Consider the following 17535-nt stretch of genomic DNA (forward strand, 5'->3'; position numbering starts at 1 on the left):
AACTGGACGGTGGCACACGAGGAATGGGGCGGGCAACGCCGATGATGGGACCAGCACACTCACTGTCGGGCGCCGCGGCCTGGCTGGGCGTAGGAGCGGCGGCCGCCGCCACGGGGCACACCATGCCGTGGCCCGTGCTGCTGGCGGGGGCCCTGATCTGCGCGGGGGCCGCACTCGCTCCCGACCTCGACCACAAGGCGGCCACGATCTCACGGGCCTTCGGGCCGATCTCGTGGGCCCTGTGCGAGATCGTCGACAAGCTCTCGTACGCCGTCTACAAGGCCACCAGGAAGCAGGGGGACCCGCGTCGCTCCGGTGGGCACCGCACGCTCACGCACACCTGGCTGTGGGCGGTGCTGATCGGCGCTGGCTGCTCGGTCGCGGCGATCACCGGTGGCCGCTGGGCGGTGCTGGCGATCCTGTTCGTGCACATGGTGCTGGCCATCGAGGGCCTGCTGTGGCGGGCGACCCGGGGCTCCAGCGCGGACGTCCTGGTCTGGCTGCTCGCCGCGACCAGCGCGTGGATCATCGCGGGCGTCCTGGACAAGCCGGGCAACGGTTCCAACTGGCTGTTCACGCAGCCGGGCCAGGAGTACCTGTGGCTGGGGCTGCCGGTCGTGCTGGGCGCGCTCGTGCACGACATCGGGGACGCGCTGACGGTCTCCGGCTGCCCGATCCTGTGGCCGATCCCGGTGGGCCGCAAGCGCTGGTACCCGATCGGCCCGCCGAAGGTCATGCGCTTCCGGGCCGGGAGCTGGGTCGAGCTGAAGGTGCTCATGCCGGCGTTCATGCTGCTCGGGGGAGTGGGCTGCGCGGCGGCCCTCAACTTCATCTGATTCGTCCGGGGCCGGGGCGCAGGGGTCCCCCGTCAGCCCTGACCCCGTCAGCCCTGTCCGGTCCCGCCTCCGTAGCGCCGTTCGAAGGCGGCCACGCGTCCTTCCGAGTCCACCGTCCGCGCCTTGCCGGTGTAGAAGGGATGGCTCTCGGAGGAGATCTCCACGTCCACCACCGGGTACGTCTCGCCGTCGTCCCACTCGATGGTCTGGTCGCTGGTGGCGGTCGACCGGGTCAGGAAGGCGTAGCCGGCGGAGCGGTCGCGGAAGACGACCTCGTGGTAGTCGGGGTGCTTGTCCTGCTGCATGGATGCTCCTCGGGGGACGGGGACGGGGACGGGGACGGGGACGGGGACGGGGGACGGGGGGTACGGCACGGGCTCTGCGGTGGTGGGCGGTCCGCAACGGCCGGGCGGTCGCGGGGGTCAGCCGGGCAGGGACTCCTCGTCGACGATGTGCATCGCGGCCTCCTCCGCGGACGCGGCGGCACCGTCGATGCCCACGTCCATGGCGACCAGCGCGCTCTCCTCGTCCTCGTGAGCCCCTTCGTCGGGGGCCACGAGACGGCCGGAACGCATCGCGCCGACCTCGTTGTCCAGGAGCTCGCCGTCAGTGCCGTCGCAGTCACCGATGCCGTCGCCGTCGTCCGGTGCGAGGTCGGGCGTCTCCTCGGCGAGCCGCTGGTCCAGCGTCTCGCCCTGTCGGCGCTCCTCGGCCGTCACACCGCTGTGCTCCACCGCCCACGGCCTCTCCGGCGGGGACCAGCCCCGGTCGAGGGGATCGCTGACTCCGTCGTTCTCCAGGGTGTCCTCCGCGTCGAGCAGACCCGCGTCGTCCTGGATCTCGGATCCGTCGGGCTGGTAGACGTCGTCTCCCCATCCGTCGGAGCTGTCCACGGGTACCTCCAGGTGAAGGGGACGGACCCGGTCCTGCCGCGGTCCGGGGCGGACCACGGCCTCACGGGGCACTCGCCGCGCCCACCGTAGGACCCTGCCGTCCGCGGGCGCTCCCTGAGCCGGTGCTGCTGTCCAGCCTTCCACCCCCTTTCGGGACTGCGCAACGCCACGTGGTCGCTGCGCTGGCTGGAGCGGGGGGATCGGTGGGCCGGGGTGGGCTGCATCAGGTTTGTGGGCCGGGGCGGGGCGAGGCGGGCCGGGGCGGGGTGGGGGTGCGTCGGTATGCGGAGGGGGCAGGTTCTGCGGGTGTCGGGGTGTCGGGGTGTCGGGGTGCCGGAGGGGACGGGGTGCCGGGGTGGCGGGGTGCCCGGAGGGGACGGGCGGGCTGTGCTGTGCGGCTGCTGGAGGGCGCGGGCACGGGGTCGAGTGAGCGCCCCCAGCGTCGCGTCGCGTGGCACCCCAGAACGCTCAGGCCCCGCACCCAGGCACGTCCGGCGTCAGCGGGCCTCGGAGACCCCGGCGCCCGGCACCCGAGCCTCTCGGGACCGCGGACACCGCTGGCCCCTGGCTCCCGGCGCGAGGTACCCCGAGCGCCTCCTCAACCGGCGAGAGGCGCTGGAAGGCCCTCGACGCCCGGACATTCCCGAGACCCCGGGCGCCCCTGGCAGCCTGCGCATCCCCGGACCCCGAGCCTCCCGGCACCCGGCAACAGGCACTCCGAGCGACCCCGGCTCCTTGCCCCCTGCAGCCCGGCCTCCAGTACCGGGCGCCAGGACATCCGAGTGTCCGCGGCACCCGCGCATCGCCGCCGCCCGCACATCGCCGGCACCTGTACATCGCCGGCACCGGGCGCCCCGAGCGCCCCGGCACTCGGCATCCGGCCCCAGCGGCAAGGGCCCCGCCCCCGGCCCACCCCTACCCGTCACCCGTGCCAAGACCTCCACAAAGCCGCATACGCCCCGTCCGCCGCGACCAGCTCCTCGTGGCTGCCCAGTTCGCTGATGCGGCCGTTCTCGACGACCGCGATGACGTCCGCGTCGTGGGCGGTGTGGAGGCGGTGGGCGATGGCGACCACCGTGCGGCCGTCGAGGACGCGGGCCAGGGAGCGTTCGAGGTGACGGGCCGCCCGGGGATCCAGCAGCGACGTCGCCTCGTCCAGGACCAGCGTGTGCGGGTCGGCCAGCACCAGCCGGGCCAGCGCGACCTGCTGGGCCTGGGCCGGGGTGACGGTCAGTCCGCCGGACCCGACCTCGGTGTCGAGGCCGTCGTCGAGCGCGCGTGCCCACCCGTCCGCGTCGACCGCGCCGAGGGCCGCCCAGAGCTCGGCGTCCGTGGCGTCCGTCCGGGCGAGCAGGAGGTTGTCGCGCAGGGAGCCCACGAAGACGTGGTGCTCCTGGTTGACGAGGGCCACGTGCTCACGGACCCGTTCGGCGGGCATCCGGGACAGTTCGGCCCCGCCGAGGGTGATCCGGCCGTCACGGGGCGCGTAGATGCCGGCCAGCAGCCTGCCCAGGGTTGACTTGCCGGCGCCCGAGGGGCCCACCAGCGCCAGCCTGGTGCCGGGCGCGACCTCCAGGGACACCTTGCGCAGGACGTCCACGCCCTCGAGATAGCCGAAGTGCACCCGGTCGGCGTGGACGTCCCGCCCCTCGGGAGCGAGTTCGGCGTCTCCGCCGGCCGGCTCGATGTCCCGGACCCCGACCAGCCGGGCCAGGGACACCTGGGCCACCTGCAGCTCGTCGTACCAGCGCAGGATCAGCCCGACCGGGTCGACCAGCATCTGCGCGATCAGGGCGCCCGTCGTCAACTGGCCGACCCCGATCCAGCCCTGGAGCACGAACACCCCGCCGACCATCAGCACCGACGAAAGGATCATCACGTGGCTGACGTTGATGCACGGGAAGAGCACCGACCGCAGCCACAGCGTGTACCGCTCCCAGGCCGTCCACTCCTTGATCCGCCGCTCCGACAGCTCGATGCGACGCGCGCTCAGCCGGTGCGCCTCGACGGTGCGTCCTGCGTCCACGGTCTCCGCGAGCGCGGCGGCCACGGCGGCGTATCCGGCGGCTTCCGAGCGGTAGGCCGAGGGCGCCCGCTTGAAGTACCAGCGGCAGCCGATCACCAGCAGGGGCAGGGCGAGCAGCACGGCGGCGGCCAGGGGCGGCGCGGTGATCACCAGTCCGCCGAGGAGCAGGGCCGCCCACACCACGCCGATCGCGAGCTGTGGCACGGCCTCGCGCATCGCGTTGCCGAGCCGGTCGATGTCCGTCGTGATCCGGGACAGCAGGTCACCGGTCCCGGCCCGCTCCAGGACGCCCGGCGGCAGGCCGACGGCCCGTACGAGGAAGTCCTCGCGCAGGTCGGCCAGCATGCGCTCGCCGAGCATCGAGCCGCGCAGCCGCACCTGCCGTACGAACACGGCCTGGACGACCAGAGCGATCACGAACAGCCCGGCCGTCAGCTCCAGATGGAGTTCCCGGGCCCCGTCCGACACCCGCTCGACGAGGTCGCCGAGGAGCCACGGCCCGACCATGGAGGCCACCACGGCGACGGTGTTGACGCCGACGAGGAGCGCGAAGGCGCGGCGGTGCCGCTGGAACAGTTCGGCCACGTAGGCGCGTACGGTCGCGGTGGCCCCGACGGGCAGGGTGGTAGCCGTCGTCGGTGCCGCCGGGTCGTACGCCGGTGGCGCCACGCCGATCATGCGCTCTCCTCGATCTCTTCCAGTGCGTGCAGTACGTCTTGCTCCTCGAGCGCGTCCGGTTCCGGCAGCGCGGCCTCCTCGTCGGTCTCGCGGGTGACGACCGCCCGGTACCGCGGCTCCTTGCGCACCAGTTCGCGGTGCACGCCGACCGCCGCGACCTCGCCCTCGTGCACGAGCACCACGCGGTCGGCGTGGTCCAGGAGCAGCGGCGAGGAGGTGAACACCACGGTCGTGCGCCCGGCCCGCAGGTCCCGCACGCCCTGCGCGATCCGTGCCTCGGTGTGCGAGTCGACGGCGGAGGTGGGTTCGTCCAGGACGAGTACCTCCGGGTCGGTGAACAGGGACCGGGCCAGGGCGAGCCGCTGGCGCTGGCCGCCCGACAGGGACCGGCCGCGTTCGGTGATGCGCGCGTCCATCGGGTCCTCGACGCCCAAGGACCCCTGGACCAGGGCCGCCAGCACATCCGCGCACTGCGCGGCGGCGAGCGCCTCCTCGGCGCCGACGTCGCCCGACGCGGGCACGTCGAGCAGCTCGCGCAGGGTTCCGGAGAGCAGGACCGGGTCCTTGTCCTGGACCAGGACCGCCGTGCGCGCCGAGCCGAGGGGCAGTTCGTCCAGCGGCACCCCGCCCAGCCGCACCGACGTCCCCGCTTCCGAGGGGTGCCCGCCGAGGCGCTCGGCCAGCAGCCCCGCCGCGTCCGGGTCGCCGCACACCACCGCGGTGAGCCGGCCGGAGGGGGCGAGCAGCCCGGTGGCCGGGTCGTACAGGTCTCCGGACGGCACCTCCTCCATGTCGCGCGAACCCTCGGCGGACGTGGCGCGCTCCAGCGACAGCACCCGGGCGGCCCGCGTGGCGGAGGGCCGGGAGAAGGAGTACGCCATGGCGATCTCCTCGAAGTGCCGCAGCGGATAGCTCAGGATCATCACCGAGCTGTAGACGGCGACCAGTTCGCCGATCTCGACGCGGCCCTGCCGGGCCAGATGGACGCCGTACCAGACGACCGCGATCAGCAGCAGCCCCGGCAGCAGCACCTGGATCGCGGCGATCAGGGACCACATCCGGGCGCTGCGCACGGCCGCGTGGCGGACCTCCTGGGAGGCCTCGCGGTAGCGGTCGAGGAAGAGGTCCTCGCCGCCGATGCCGCGCAGCACCCGCAGGCCGGCGACCGTGTCGGAGGCCAGTTCGGTGGCGCGGCCGGCCTTCTCGCGCTGGACGTCGGCGCGCCGGGTCGCGCGGGGCAGCAGCGGCAGTGCCGCGAGGGCCACGAAGGGCAGGCCCACGGCGACCACCCAGCCGAGCGCCGGCTGGTAGACGACCAGTCCGGCGCAGACCACGACGATGGTGACGGCCGCGGCGGTGAACCGTGACCAGGCCTCCACGAACCAGCCGATCTTCTCGACGTCACCGGTGGAGACGGCCACGACCTCGCCGGCCGCGACCCGCCGGGTCAGTGCCGAGCCCAGGTTGGCGGCCTTGTGCGCCAGCAGCTGCTGGACGCGCGCGGCGGCCGTGATCCAGTTGGTGACGGCGGTGCGGTGCAGGAAGGTGTCGCCGAGCGCGCTGCCGAGGCAGCACAGCGCCAGCAGGCCGCCCGCGAGGGCGAGTCGGCCGCCGGAGCGGTCGACGACCGCCTGAACGGCCACGCCGACGCAGAGGGGCAGCGCGGAGATGGAGAGGAAGTGCAGCAGTCCCCAGGCCAGTGACTTGAGCTGTCCGCCCAACTGGTTCCTGAAGAGCCACCACAGGAACCGGGAGCCCGAGCGGGCGTCCGGCACTCCCGGGTCGGGATACGGAAGGTCTTGGATCTGCATGACGTGTGACGTCCCAGTGGCTCGTGTCAGGGGGGTGGGAGGGAGCCGCACACGGCGGCTGCAAACCGTGAAAGGTTCGCGGCAGAGCGTGGTCGGAGGCAACAGGTTTTCCGCCGCGCCGCACAGATCCGGCTACGTCCGCGCAACCGCGGCACAGGTCCGGGGACGGCGACGGCCCTGGTGGCGCTGCCGATCACCCTGGGAAGGCCGCGCCGACCGCGTCCCCGGCGTCGGCGACCGCCTTTCAGCGTCGTGTCCCCGCCGCCTCCCGCCAGGTCGTCGCGGTCTACGGCGGCGCCAGGCACTGCGCGGACGCCACCGTCGTGCTCCGCGCCAAGCGTGGCTCCGGCTGGGAACGCGTCCGCGACTGGCCCGCGCACGACGGCAAGAAGGGCTGGACCACCGAGCACCACGAGGGCGACAGTCGCAGCCCCGTCGACGTGTCCACGCTCAGCGACGCCAGGGAGTGCTGCCCGACCCCGGAACCCGGCTGCCGTACACCCGATCCGCCGCCATGGCGGCCCCGCCGGCAGCCCAGGTCCTACTGGCACGACTTCGATCACGTCATCGCCATCGACCACAACCGGGTCGAGGGCACTGCGCCGAACGACCGGACGCGCCCCCGGGGTCATGGCGAGGGCGGTGGCATCTGGCTGCACATGGACCACGGCAGTGGCACGACCCGCGTCCCGTGGTGGTGAGGGGAGACAGGGCGGACCTGAGGGACTGAGGTCGCCGGGGGAGGCGTCATTGCGGGAGGCGCCCGACTCGCCGTAGAACACGGCCATGAAGAGACGGATCGTCATGTCCATGCTTGCCGGAGCGACCCTCCTGGCGAGCACGCTGCTCGGAGCGGCACCCGCCCAGTCCGCACAGGCCCCCTCCCCACCAGCCCGACCGACCGGCGTCCCCGCCGAGTTCGGCACCGACTGGCACGACCCGATCACCGCGGCCCCACCCGTCACCAGGCCCTCAGGCCCGTCCTGCCAAGTCACCGTCGCCGAGGCGCAGTTCCGGGACTTCACGCCGTACTCGGGCGGTTACACCCCGCCCAAGGGCTGCGGCGACCGCTGGAGCAAGGTCGTGCTGCGCATGGACGGCAAGGTCAAGGGGCGGCAGTTCGACCGGCTCGGGTATCTGCACATCGGCGGGGTCGAGATCTTCCGTACGTCCACACCGCAGCCCTCGCCCGACGGCATCGAGTGGTCCGTGGAGAAGGACGTCACGCGCTACAGCGACACCTTCCGCGGTGACCACGCCGTCGAGATGCTCATCGGGAACGTCGTCGACGACACGTACACCGGGGTCATCGACGTGAAGGTGACGCTCACCTTCTACCCGGCACGCGAGGGAGGTGAGGCTCGCGAGGCCCCCGCACCGGACCGGGTGCTGACGCTCGACCAGGGCACCCTCACCACCCCGCGCAACAGCGAACGCATCGTCGCCGAGGTGTACGCCACCGGCTCGGGCGGCGGCTGCGAGGAGTACTGGTACCTGGCGGTGCCGTCGAACGCGCCGTACTCCTGTCAGGCCGACGGCGGTCCGTACCGCGAGGTGCAGATCACCGTGGACGGCCGACTGGCGGGTGTCGCCGCCCCGTTCCCGACCGTGTGGACCGGTGGCTGGTCCAACCCCTTCCTCTGGTACGTCGTGCCGGGCCCCCGCGCCTTCGACGTCAAGCCGATCGAATACGACCTGACCCCCTTCGCCGGGATCCTCAACGACGGGCGCCCGCACCGCGTGGAGGTCTCGGTCGTCGGTGTCCCCGAGGGGCAGGCAGGCTGGAGCACCCCCGTGAACGTCCTCGTCTGGCAGGACGCCAAGCGTGCGCACGTCACCGGGAAGCTCACCGCGCACTCGAGCGGCGACCTCACCAACTCCTCGACGTACACGCCCGGTTCGGAGCACCGTGTGGACACCGAGGGTGACCACCGGCTCACCGTCGCCGGGTACGTCGACACCTCGCACGGCCGCGTCACGACCACCGTCCGCCGCTCGCTGGCGAACACCTCCACCCACCGCTGGGCCGACGGCGAGAACCCCGACGCGCTCAAGGCGACCTGGACGGACGACGAATCGGTCACCGTCGACGGCCGCGGCCCGGCCAGGACCGCCCGCACCCACCGCACGTACACGATGGACGGCGCGACCACCATCGGTGCGGGCGACCGGCTGCGCACCGTGCTGACCCTCGGTGACCGCGCGGACGTCACGGTGACCCGGGCGGGCCACCGCACCGGCTGGTACCGGCTCGACGACACCTACACGGGCGACGCCACGTACACGATCAACGTGCCGCGCGACCAGCGGCACGCGGTCGGTACGAGCAGCGAGCGTTTCCGGATCCGCGGTTCGGCCGGCTGCTACGACCGCTCCCTCGCCACCGTCCAGGGGGTGCTGACCGAAGAACGCGAGGGCTGCTGAGGCAGGTTGTGTGCGATGCGTCACAGGCAGCGTGATTTACGCGGCTGAAACCCGACGGTTTCGCGCGTGATCAACGGGCCCTCCAAAGTGATCGTCACGGAAGCCGCTTTCCGTATCGCAGAAGTCTTCCCCCGGCTTCTGCGCGTCCCCGTCGCTCAAGGAGTGCCCGTGCCGCCGTCCGTCCCGTCCCTGCCGCGACGCGTCGCACGCATACTGCGTACCTCTCTCTTCGCGCAGGTCGCCTGCGCGCTCGTGCTCGGCATCCTCGTCGGAAAGCTGTGGCCCGGCTTCGCCTCGGACCTCCAGCCGCTCGGCGACGGGTTCACCCGGCTCATCAAGACGATCATCTCGCCGCTCGTGTTCTGCGTGGTCGTCGTCGGCATCGCCAAGGCCGGTGACCTGAAGGCGTTCGGCCGGATCGGGCTCAAGGCGTTGATCTGGTTCGAGGTCGCCAGCACCCTCGCGCTGATCATCGGCCTGCTCGCCGCCAACCTCGTCCAGCCCGGCTCGGGGATGCATGTCGACCCGGCCACGCTCAACTCCGCGGCCGTCGACGCCAAGACCGGCGGCGGGCACCTGCCCTCGACGACCGAGTTCGTCGTCAACGCGCTGCCCACCAGTTTCATCGGCGCCTTCGCCGAGAACTCCCTGCTCCAGGTACTCATCCTGGCCTGTCTGGTGGGCGCCGCGCTGCTGCACCTCGGCCACACCAAGGTCCCGCAGGTGCTGCCCGCCATCGAGCAGGCGCAGGAGATCATCTTCGCGGTCGTCGGCTTCGTGATGCGTCTCGCGCCGATCGCGGTGTTCGGCGCGATGGCCGTCCTGATCGGCCAGTACGGCCTCGGTGTCATCGAGACCTACGCCAAGCTGATCGTCCTGTGCTACGCGGCCGCCGCGCTCTTCATCGTGCTGCTCGCCGTCGCGCTCAAGGCGCTCACCGGGCTGAGCCTGTGGAAGTTCCTGCGCTACATCCGCGAGGAGACGCTGCTCGCGCTCGGCACCGCGTCCACCGAGTCCGTCATGCCGCGCGTGATGCAGAAGCTGCGCAAGGCCGGTGCCCGCGACGACGCGGTCGGCCTGGTGCTGCCGACCGGTTACTCCTTCAACCTCGACGGCGCCTCGCTGTACCTCTCCATCGGGACGCTGTTCATCGCCCAGGCGGTGGGCGTCGACCTCAGCCTGGGCCAGCAGATCACCGTGGTCCTGGTGCTGATGCTGACCAGCAAGGGCATGGCGGGCATCCCCGGCTCGGCCTTCCTCGCCCTGTCCGCGACGGCGTCCTCGCTGGGAGCCATCCCCGCCGGAGCCGTCGCCCTGCTCCTCGGCGTGGACCGCATCATGGACTCGATGCGCGTCGTGACCAACCTGCTCGGCAACTGCGTCGCGGTCTTCGCGGTCTCCCGCTGGGAGGGGGCGCTGGACATCGACAAGGCGAAGAAGGTGCTCGGCGGCGAAGACGTGCCCGCTGTGGAGGAAGTGCCCGTACCGGTGGAGCCTCCCAAGGAGCCGGTCTCCGAGGTCGGCTGACGCCGGTCCTGGAACGGGGTGTGGCCCACCACTTCATCACCGAAGTGGTGGGCCACACCCCGTTCAGCACTGTCCGTCCGCCAACGTGTCCAGCAACCGGCCGAGCACCTCACGCTGTTCGCCCGACAAGGGGGCGAGGATCTCCTCCGCGGCGGCCCTGCGTACCGCGTGCAGTTCCTGAAGAGCCTTCACGCCGTCCTCGGTGAGCTCGATGCGGATCACCCGCCGGTTGGCCGGATCGGGCACCCGGCGGACCTTGCCGCCGGCCTCCAGTCCGTCGACCAGGCTCGTCACCGCGCGCGGCACCACCTCCAGCCGCTCCGCGAGATCGGCCATGCGGGGCGGTGTCTCCCAGTGGGCGAGGGTGCGCAGCAGCCGGGACTGGGCCGGCGTCACGCCGAGACCGCGCTCATGGAACTGGCGCTTCTGGATGCGGTGCACCCGGCGCGTGAGCCTGAGCAACTGCTCGGCGAGCAGGCTGTCGGAATCGGACGTGGTCATGAGGGAACAATATCAGGACCTGGTTCATTGTGAGTATAGGTAACAATGAGCTAGGCTCCGTCAGTCCTCTTCACCTCACCCTCCGTAGGAGACCATGCCCCGCGATCACATCGACTGGACACCCACACCGGGCACCTCGACCGACCAGCCCCGTCAGGTGCGCCGCATCCTCCGGCTCTTCAAGCCCTACCGTGCGAAGCTCGCCGTCGTCGGTCTGCTGGTCGGCGCCTCCTCACTCGTCACCGTGGCCACCCCGTTCCTGCTGAAGGAAACGCTGGACGTGGCCATCCCCCAGGGCCGTACCGGACTGCTCAGCCTGCTCGCGCTGGGCATGATCCTGAGCGCCGTCCTCACCGGCGTCTTCGGCGTCGGCCAGACCCTCATCTCCACCACGGTCGGCCAGCGCGTCATGCACGACCTGCGCACCGCGGTCTACGGCCGCCTCCAGCGCATGTCACTCGCCTTCTTCACCCGCACCCGCACCGGCGAGGTGCAGTCCCGCATCGCCAACGACATCGGCGGCATGCAGGCCACCGTCACCTCGACGGCCACCTCCCTAGTGTCCAACCTGACCAGCGTAGTCGCCACGATCGTCGCGATGATCGCCCTCGACTGGCGCCTGACCGTCGTCTCGCTGCTGCTGCTCCCGGTGTTCGTGTGGATCAGCCGCCGGGTCGGCAACGAACGCAAGAAGATCACCACCCAGCGGCAGAAGCAGATGGCCGCGATGGCCGCGACCGTCACCGAGTCGCTCTCCGTCAGCGGCATCCTGCTCGGCCGCACCATGGGCCGTTCCGACTCGCTGACCCGGTCCTTCGCCGACGAGTCCGAGAGCCTGGTCGACCTCGAAGTGCGGTCGAACATGGCAGGCCGCTGGCGCATGGCCGTCATCGGGATCGTCATGTCCGCGATGCCCGCCTTCATCTACTGGACCGCGGGCATCGCCCTCCAGACCGGCGGCCCGGACATCTCGATCGGCACCATCGTCGCGTTCGTCTCGCTCCAGCAGGGCCTGTTCCGCCCGGCCGTGAGCCTGCTGTCGACCGGCGTCCAGATCCAGACCTCGCTCGCGCTCTTCCAGCGCATCTTCGAGTACCTCGACCTGCCGATCGACATCACCGAGCGGGAGGACCCGGTCCACCTCGACCGCGTCAAGGGCGAGGTCCGCCTGGAGAACGTGGAGTTCCGCTACGACGGCGAGAACGATGAGCGGGGCCCCGTCCTCGACGGCATCGACATCGACGTCCCCGCGGGCAGCAGTCTCGCGGTCGTCGGCCCGACCGGCGCCGGCAAGTCCACGCTCGGCTATCTGGTCCCGCGGCTCTACGACGTGACGGGCGGCCGGGTCACCCTCGACGGGGTCGACGTCCGCGACCTGGACTTCGACACCCTCGCGCGAGCCATCGGGGTCGTCTCGCAGGAGACGTACCTCTTCCACGCCTCGGTCGCCGACAACCTGCGCTTCGCCAAGCCGGACGCCACCGACGAGGAGCTCGAACAGGCGGCGCGGGCGGCCCAGATCCACGACCACATCGCCTCGCTGCCGGACGGGTACGACACCGTCGTCGGTGAGCGAGGCCACCGTTTCTCCGGTGGTGAGAAGCAGCGCCTGGCCATCGCGCGGACCATTCTGCGGGACCCGCCCGTCCTCATCCTGGACGAGGCGACCAGCGCGCTGGACACCCGTACCGAGCACGCCGTGCAGGAGGCCATCGACGCGCTGTCGGCCAACCGCACCACGCTCACCATCGCGCACCGGCTGTCCACCATTCGCGGCGCCGACCAGATCGTCGTCCTGGACTCGGGCCGGGTGGCCGAGCGCGGTACGCACGAGGAGCTGCTGGAGCAGGAGGGGCGGTACGCGGAGCTCGTACGGCGGGACGCCCGCCTGGACCCTGCCCGCGGGGACGCCCGAACCGACCCCGCGCACCGGGACGCGCAGCTGGAACCGACAAGCTGAACCGAATCCGACAAGCCGAAGATATGCCTGGTTTGTGACGATATGCGGGTTACCGTGCCCGCATGCACAGGAACACTCCGCCACGGAGCACGATTCGACTGACGCGCCGGGGCCGACTCGTCCTCATCGCGACCGGGGCCGTCGTGGCCGGCACCGCCGTGGCGGTGCCGCTCCTCAGCCTGCGGGGCGACAGGGAGCGGGAGTCCGCCACGCTGGTGATCCCGGAGGGCTGGCGGGCCGGCCAGATCTACGACGCCGTCGACAAGGCCCTCGCCCAGCCGCCGGGCACCGCCAAGAAGTCCCTGGTCAAGGCCAACCTCAGACTGCCCAACGACGCCGAGGGCAACCCGGAGGGCTACCTCTTCCCGGCGACCTATCCCCTGGAGCGGAACGGGAAGAAGACGACGCCCGAGGCGCTGCTCTCGTTCATGGTCGACACCGCCAACAAGAAGTTCAACGGCGCTCCCATCGCGGCCGGCGCCCAGCGCAACGCGATGAACGTCTACCAGGCCGTCACCATCGCGAGCATCGTCCAGGCGGAGGCGGCGACCAAGGAGGACATGGGGAAGGTGGCCCGGGTCGTCTTCAACCGCCTGGAGCGCGGGATGCCGTTGCAGATGGACTCCACCATCAACTACGCGCTGAACCGCTCCACCCTGCGGACGACCGGCGCCGACCTCAAGATCGACAGCCCGTACAACTCGTACCAGCGCATGGGGCTGCCGCCGACCCCGATCGACAACCCGGGCGAGGACGCGATGCGCGCGGCGATCAATCCCACCCCGGGGGACTGGCTCTACTTCGTGACGGTGAAGCCGGGAGACACCCGCTTCACCAACAGTTTCGACGAACACCGGCGCAACGTGGCCGAGTTCAACAAGAACCAGCGGAACCCGTCCGGGGCGGGATGACGCGCGGGGCCGTCAGGCGGCGGCGGGCTCCGCCGTCAGCAGTCGCCTGATGTCCCGCACGGCCGCACGGCCCGCGCGGTTGGCGCCGATGGTGCTCGCCGACGGGCCGTATCCGACGAGATGGACCCGCGGGTCGGCGACCGCGCGCGTGCCCTCGACCCGGATCCCGCCGCCCGGCTCGCGCAGCTTCAGCGGGGCCAGATGATCGATGGCGGCCCGGAACCCGGTCGCCCACAGGATCACATCGGCGTCCAGGCGCCGCCCGTCGTTCCACTCCACGCCCTCGGGCGTGATCCGGTCGAACATGGGCTGCCGGTCGAGGACCCCGTCCGCGAGGGCCTGCCGGACCGCGTCGTTCAGCGGCAGTCCGGTCACCGACACCACGCTCTTGGGTGGCAGCCCCTGCCGTACCCGCTCCTCGACGAGCGCCACGGCCTCCCGGCCGAGGTCCTCCGTGAAGGGGCCCTCGCGGAACACGGGCTCGCGCCGGGTCACCCAGGTGGTGGCGGCCGCGTAGGGGGCGAGTTCCATGAGGTGCTGGGTGCCGGACGCGCCCCCGCCCACCACGACCACCCGCAGCCCGGCGAACGCCTCGGGCCCGGGGTACTGCGCGGTGTGCAACTGCCGCCCCCGGAAGGTCTCCTGGCCGGGATAGCGCGGCCAGAACGGCCGGTCCCAGGTACCGGTGGCGTTGATCAGCGCCCGCGTCGACCAGTTTCCGTCCGAGGTCTCCACGAGCAGCCTCCCGTTGTCGCCCTCCCGCACCGCACGGACGTCGACAGGGCGTCGTACGCGCAGGTCGAAGGCTCGCTCGTACTCCGTGAAGTACTCGGCGATCACCTCGGACGAGGGCCGCTCGGGATCGGCGCCCGTGAGTTCCATGCCCGGCAGCGCGTGCATGCCGTGCACCTTGCCGTACGTCAGTGACGGCCACCGGAACTGCCAGGCGCCGCCGGGGGCGGGGGAGTGGTCCAGAACCACGAAGTCGCGCTCCGGCTCGAAACCGGTGCGGCGCAGGTGATAGGCGCTGGACAGACCCGCCTGACCAGCGCCTGTGACGACCACCTCGACCTCACGTGTGTTGTTCACATTTCTACTAACCCTGGCGAGGTCGTGGATCTTCCCGTGTCAGTCCTCGGAGGGCCGGGGCGCGGAGGTCGACGCGGGCAGATCGCCGTTGAACCGCGTGTCCACGAACTTCCCGAAGTCGACCTTCCCCGGGATCAGCTTCAGCGAGGTGAACGTGTCGGCGATCTCCTGCTCCGAAGCGATCAGCTGCTGGTCCACGGCGACCGCGACCCGGGTGGTGTACGTCCGCTTCACCGCGGCCAGCGCCACGTCCTCGGGCAGCCCCGTCTCCTTCGCCCAGACCTTCGCCCACTCCGACTCATGGGAGTAGACCCACTTGTAGGCGCGCCGGAGCCGCTCCAGGTAGTCCTTGATCGCGGCGACCTTCTTCTTGTCCTTCAGCGCGCTCGGCGCCGCCACCTGGAAGGTCAGACCGTTGGTGACGCCCTCCCCGGTCGTCAGCACACGCCCCTGCTTCGACCGGAGGATCTGCGAGGTGTACGGGTCCCACACCGCCCACGCGTCCACCTTGCCGGAGGTGAACGCGGCGAGGGCGTCGGCCGGTTGGAGGTACTTGACCTTCACGTCGCCCAGGCCGAGCCCGGCCTTCTTGAGGGACGCGACGAGTTGGTAGTGGGCGGAGGAGCCCTGCGCCACGGCGATGGACCTGCCCTTGAGCTGCGCGGGACCGGTCAGCTTCGAGTCGTTCGGCACGAGGACGGCGTCGCCCTTGGAGGTGCCGTGCCAGGCCGCCACCACCGTGATCTTCGAGTCGGCGCCGGCCGCGAACACGGGCGGGGTGTTGCCGACGCCGCCGATGTCGACGGCCTTGGCGTTGACGGCCTCCAGGAGGGGCGGGCCGGAGGTGAAGGTCGACCACCTGATCTTGTAGTCGAGGTTGTCGAGCTCTCCGGCGGCACGCAGGATCGCCTCCGAACCCCCCTTCTGGTCACCGACGTCGAGCGTGAGGGAGCCCTTGCCGTCGGTGTCGCCGCCCGTGCCGGCGGACGCGTTCCCACCGCAGGCGGTGAGCAGGAGGGCGAGGGGGAGGAGCAGGGCGGCAGGGGCGAGACGACGTCGCATGGTGGATCCGTTCTGTGGAACTCTGCTTGTGGGTGGGGGAGTTCAGGCGGCCTCAGCCGCGGTGTCGACGCCCAGGCGCTCCAGGAGCTGCCCGCGGATCTCCGCGAACCGGGGGTCGGTGATGTCGCGTGGCCGGGCGAGGTCGATCTCCTGCTCGTGCGCGATGACACCGTCGTCCATGACGAGGACCCGGTCGGCGAGCAGGACGGCCTCCTCGACGTCGTGCGTCACCAGCAGCACCGCGCAGCCGCGGCGCTGCCACAACTCGCCCACCAGGCGCTGGGCCTTGATCCGGGTGAGCGCGTCGAGCGCGCCGAACGGCTCGTCCAGCAGCAGGAGATCGGGCTCACGGACCAACGCCCGGGCCAGCGAGGCACGTTGGGCCTCGCCGCCGGAGAGCGTCTTGGGCCAGGCGTCCGTACGGTGACTCAGTCCGACCTCCTCCAGGGCCCGGTCGGCGACCGCGCGCGCCGGTTTGCCGGGCAGGCCGAGCAGGACGTTGCGCCAGACCTTCTTCCACGGCATCAGCCGGGGGGCCTGGAAGGCGACCGCCTTGCGGCGCGGGACCAGGACGGTGCCCTCGATGTCCCGGTCGAGCCCGGCGAGGATGCGCAGCAGGGTGGACTTGCCGCAGCCGCTGCGGCCGAGCAGGGCCACGAACTCGCCCGGCCGGACGTCGAGTCGGAGGTCGTCGATGACGGCCCGGCCGTCGAAGGACCGGGTCAGCCCTTCGACGCGCACGGCCTGCCCGGGGCGGGGCGCTTCGGGTCCGTCGGACGGCTCGGATGTCCTGGAGGCGTGGGAGGCGTGGGAGGCGTGGGAGGTGTCGGAGGTGTCGGACGAGGTGGACACCCGGGGGCTCACCGGCCGGTGAACGTCGGTCGCCATTGCAGCAGCAGCCTTTCGAGGGAGCGGACGATGAAGTCGGCCAGCAGGCCGAGGAAGGCGTAGACGATCAGGCAGACCACGATGACGTCGGTGCGCAGGAAGTCCCGCGCCTGCACCATCAGGAAGCCGATGCCGGAGTCCGCGTTGACCTGCTCGGCGAAGACGAGCGCGAGCCAGGCGATGCCGAGCGAGTAGCGCAGACCGGTCATGGCGCCGGGCAGGGCTCCGGGCAGGATCACATGCCGGACGAGTCCCCAGCGGGAGAGCCCGAGGGACTCCCCGGCCTCGATCAACTGCGCGTCCACGCCACGGATGCCCGCGTAGACGTTGAGGTAGAGCGGGAAGGTCACGCCGAGGGTGATGATGGCGATCTTCGGGGCCTCGCCGATGCCGAACCAGATGATGAACAGCGGGATCAGACCGACGAACGGCACGGTCCGCAGCATCTGCACCGGCGCGTCCACGATGTCCTCGCCCACCCGGAACAGGCCCGAGACCAGGGCGAGTCCGGTGCCGATGAGCGCGCCGAGGACCAGGCCGCCCGCGACCCGCTGGAGCGAGGTCGTCATTGCCGAGGTCAGCGAACCGTCGGCGATCAGATCTCCGGCGACCTGGGCGATACGGCCGGGTGAGGCGAGCACGTCGGCGGTCAACACCCCTGTGCTGCTGAGGAGTTGCCACAACACCAGCAACAGGAACGGACCGGTGGTGCGGCGCAGCCAGCGGGGGACGCGGGCGCGGCGGGAGGAGGCGGGGACGATGGGTTCGAGGTGGGGAACGGGCGGGGGGACCTCACGGCGGGGCGTTTCCGAAATATCGGGTACGGCAGAGCCGGGCGGGGCATGGCTGATGCTCATGATGCTCCACGGAGGGGGAGAGCGACCGGTGAAGGACACGCCTCGACGCCACCGCACAGGACGGCACGGCTC

15 protein-coding genes are annotated in these 17535 nt (G+C 71.4%); 6 read left to right on the top strand and 9 right to left on the bottom strand.

Annotated features, from left to right (window positions below; translation table 11 throughout):
* The first annotated feature begins 41 nt into the window (after positions 1-41).
* Positions 42-836, top strand: coding sequence for a metal-dependent hydrolase (locus ABZ098_RS37515; RefSeq protein ID WP_356598224.1), 795 nt, complete (start codon positions 42-44; stop codon positions 834-836).
* Positions 837-883: 47 nt separating this feature from the next.
* Here the strand turns inward: ABZ098_RS37515 and ABZ098_RS37520 are convergent, their stop codons facing one another.
* From ABZ098_RS37520 to ABZ098_RS37535, 4 genes are all read right to left on the bottom strand, one after another.
* Positions 884-1141: a type B 50S ribosomal protein L31 gene (locus tag ABZ098_RS37520; RefSeq protein WP_356598225.1), complete on the bottom strand. Its 258-nt coding sequence runs from the start codon at positions 1139-1141 to the stop codon at positions 884-886.
* A gap of 117 nt (positions 1142-1258) precedes the next feature.
* Entirely contained in the window at positions 1259-1729 is a 471-nt protein-coding gene (locus ABZ098_RS37525; protein WP_356598226.1) for a DUF5709 domain-containing protein, read from the bottom strand.
* A gap of 922 nt (positions 1730-2651) precedes the next feature.
* Entirely contained in the window at positions 2652-4433 is a 1782-nt protein-coding gene (locus tag ABZ098_RS37530; protein WP_356598227.1) for an ABC transporter ATP-binding protein, read from the bottom strand.
* On the bottom strand, positions 4430-6244 hold the full coding sequence (locus ABZ098_RS37535; protein WP_356598228.1) for an ABC transporter ATP-binding protein: 1815 nt from the start codon (positions 6242-6244) through the stop codon (positions 4430-4432). Before ABZ098_RS37535 ends, ABZ098_RS37530 begins: the two co-directional genes overlap by 4 nt.
* A gap of 323 nt (positions 6245-6567) precedes the next feature.
* Between ABZ098_RS37535 and ABZ098_RS37540 the strand changes: the two genes are divergently transcribed.
* The 3 genes from ABZ098_RS37540 (at position 6568) to ABZ098_RS37550 (ending at position 10195) form a co-directional block, all read left to right on the top strand.
* Complete coding sequence (locus tag ABZ098_RS37540) at positions 6568-6945, top strand: hypothetical protein (protein ID WP_356598229.1); 378 nt, start codon at positions 6568-6570, stop codon at positions 6943-6945.
* 85 nt (positions 6946-7030) lie between these two features.
* A complete protein-coding gene (locus ABZ098_RS37545; protein WP_356598230.1) occupies positions 7031-8668 on the top strand; it encodes a peptide-N4-asparagine amidase in 1638 nt (545 codons plus the stop codon).
* A gap of 168 nt (positions 8669-8836) precedes the next feature.
* Positions 8837-10195 (top strand): cation:dicarboxylase symporter family transporter, encoded by a 1359-nt coding sequence (locus ABZ098_RS37550; protein ID WP_356598231.1) that lies wholly within the window; start codon positions 8837-8839, stop codon positions 10193-10195.
* Positions 10196-10258: 63 nt separating this feature from the next.
* Here the strand turns inward: ABZ098_RS37550 and ABZ098_RS37555 are convergent, their stop codons facing one another.
* On the bottom strand, positions 10259-10696 hold the full coding sequence (locus tag ABZ098_RS37555; RefSeq protein ID WP_356598232.1) for a MarR family transcriptional regulator: 438 nt from the start codon (positions 10694-10696) through the stop codon (positions 10259-10261).
* A gap of 94 nt (positions 10697-10790) precedes the next feature.
* Here ABZ098_RS37555 and ABZ098_RS37560 point away from each other — a divergent pair, with 94 nt between their 5' ends.
* Both ABZ098_RS37560 and mltG read left to right on the top strand, forming a co-directional pair.
* Entirely contained in the window at positions 10791-12656 is a 1866-nt protein-coding gene (locus ABZ098_RS37560; RefSeq protein WP_356598233.1) for an ABC transporter ATP-binding protein, read from the top strand.
* A gap of 62 nt (positions 12657-12718) precedes the next feature.
* The gene (gene mltG / locus ABZ098_RS37565; protein ID WP_356598234.1) at positions 12719-13567 is read left to right on the top strand and encodes an endolytic transglycosylase MltG; all 849 of its coding nucleotides are present in this window, start codon (positions 12719-12721) and stop codon (positions 13565-13567) included.
* A gap of 12 nt (positions 13568-13579) precedes the next feature.
* Here mltG and ABZ098_RS37570 read toward each other — a convergent pair whose 3' ends face one another.
* From ABZ098_RS37570 to ABZ098_RS37585, 4 genes are read right to left on the bottom strand one after another with little or no spacing between them, the layout of a single operon-like run.
* Complete coding sequence (locus ABZ098_RS37570) at positions 13580-14656, bottom strand: NAD(P)-binding domain-containing protein (RefSeq protein WP_356598235.1); 1077 nt, start codon at positions 14654-14656, stop codon at positions 13580-13582.
* 39 nt (positions 14657-14695) lie between these two features.
* Complete coding sequence (locus ABZ098_RS37575; protein WP_356598236.1) at positions 14696-15718, bottom strand: ABC transporter substrate-binding protein; 1023 nt, start codon at positions 15716-15718, stop codon at positions 14696-14698.
* A gap of 42 nt (positions 15719-15760) precedes the next feature.
* Positions 15761-16606: an ABC transporter ATP-binding protein gene (locus ABZ098_RS37580; protein WP_356598237.1), complete on the bottom strand. Its 846-nt coding sequence runs from the start codon at positions 16604-16606 to the stop codon at positions 15761-15763.
* Entirely contained in the window at positions 16579-17463 is an 885-nt protein-coding gene (locus tag ABZ098_RS37585; protein ID WP_356598238.1) for an ABC transporter permease, read from the bottom strand. The genes ABZ098_RS37580 and ABZ098_RS37585 overlap by 28 nt, the downstream gene beginning before the upstream one ends.
* Between the last annotated feature and the right edge of the window lie 72 nt (positions 17464-17535).

It is taken from the genome of Streptomyces sp. NPDC006335, from assembly GCF_040612795.1.
GTDB lineage: Bacteria > Actinomycetota > Actinomycetes > Streptomycetales > Streptomycetaceae > Streptomyces.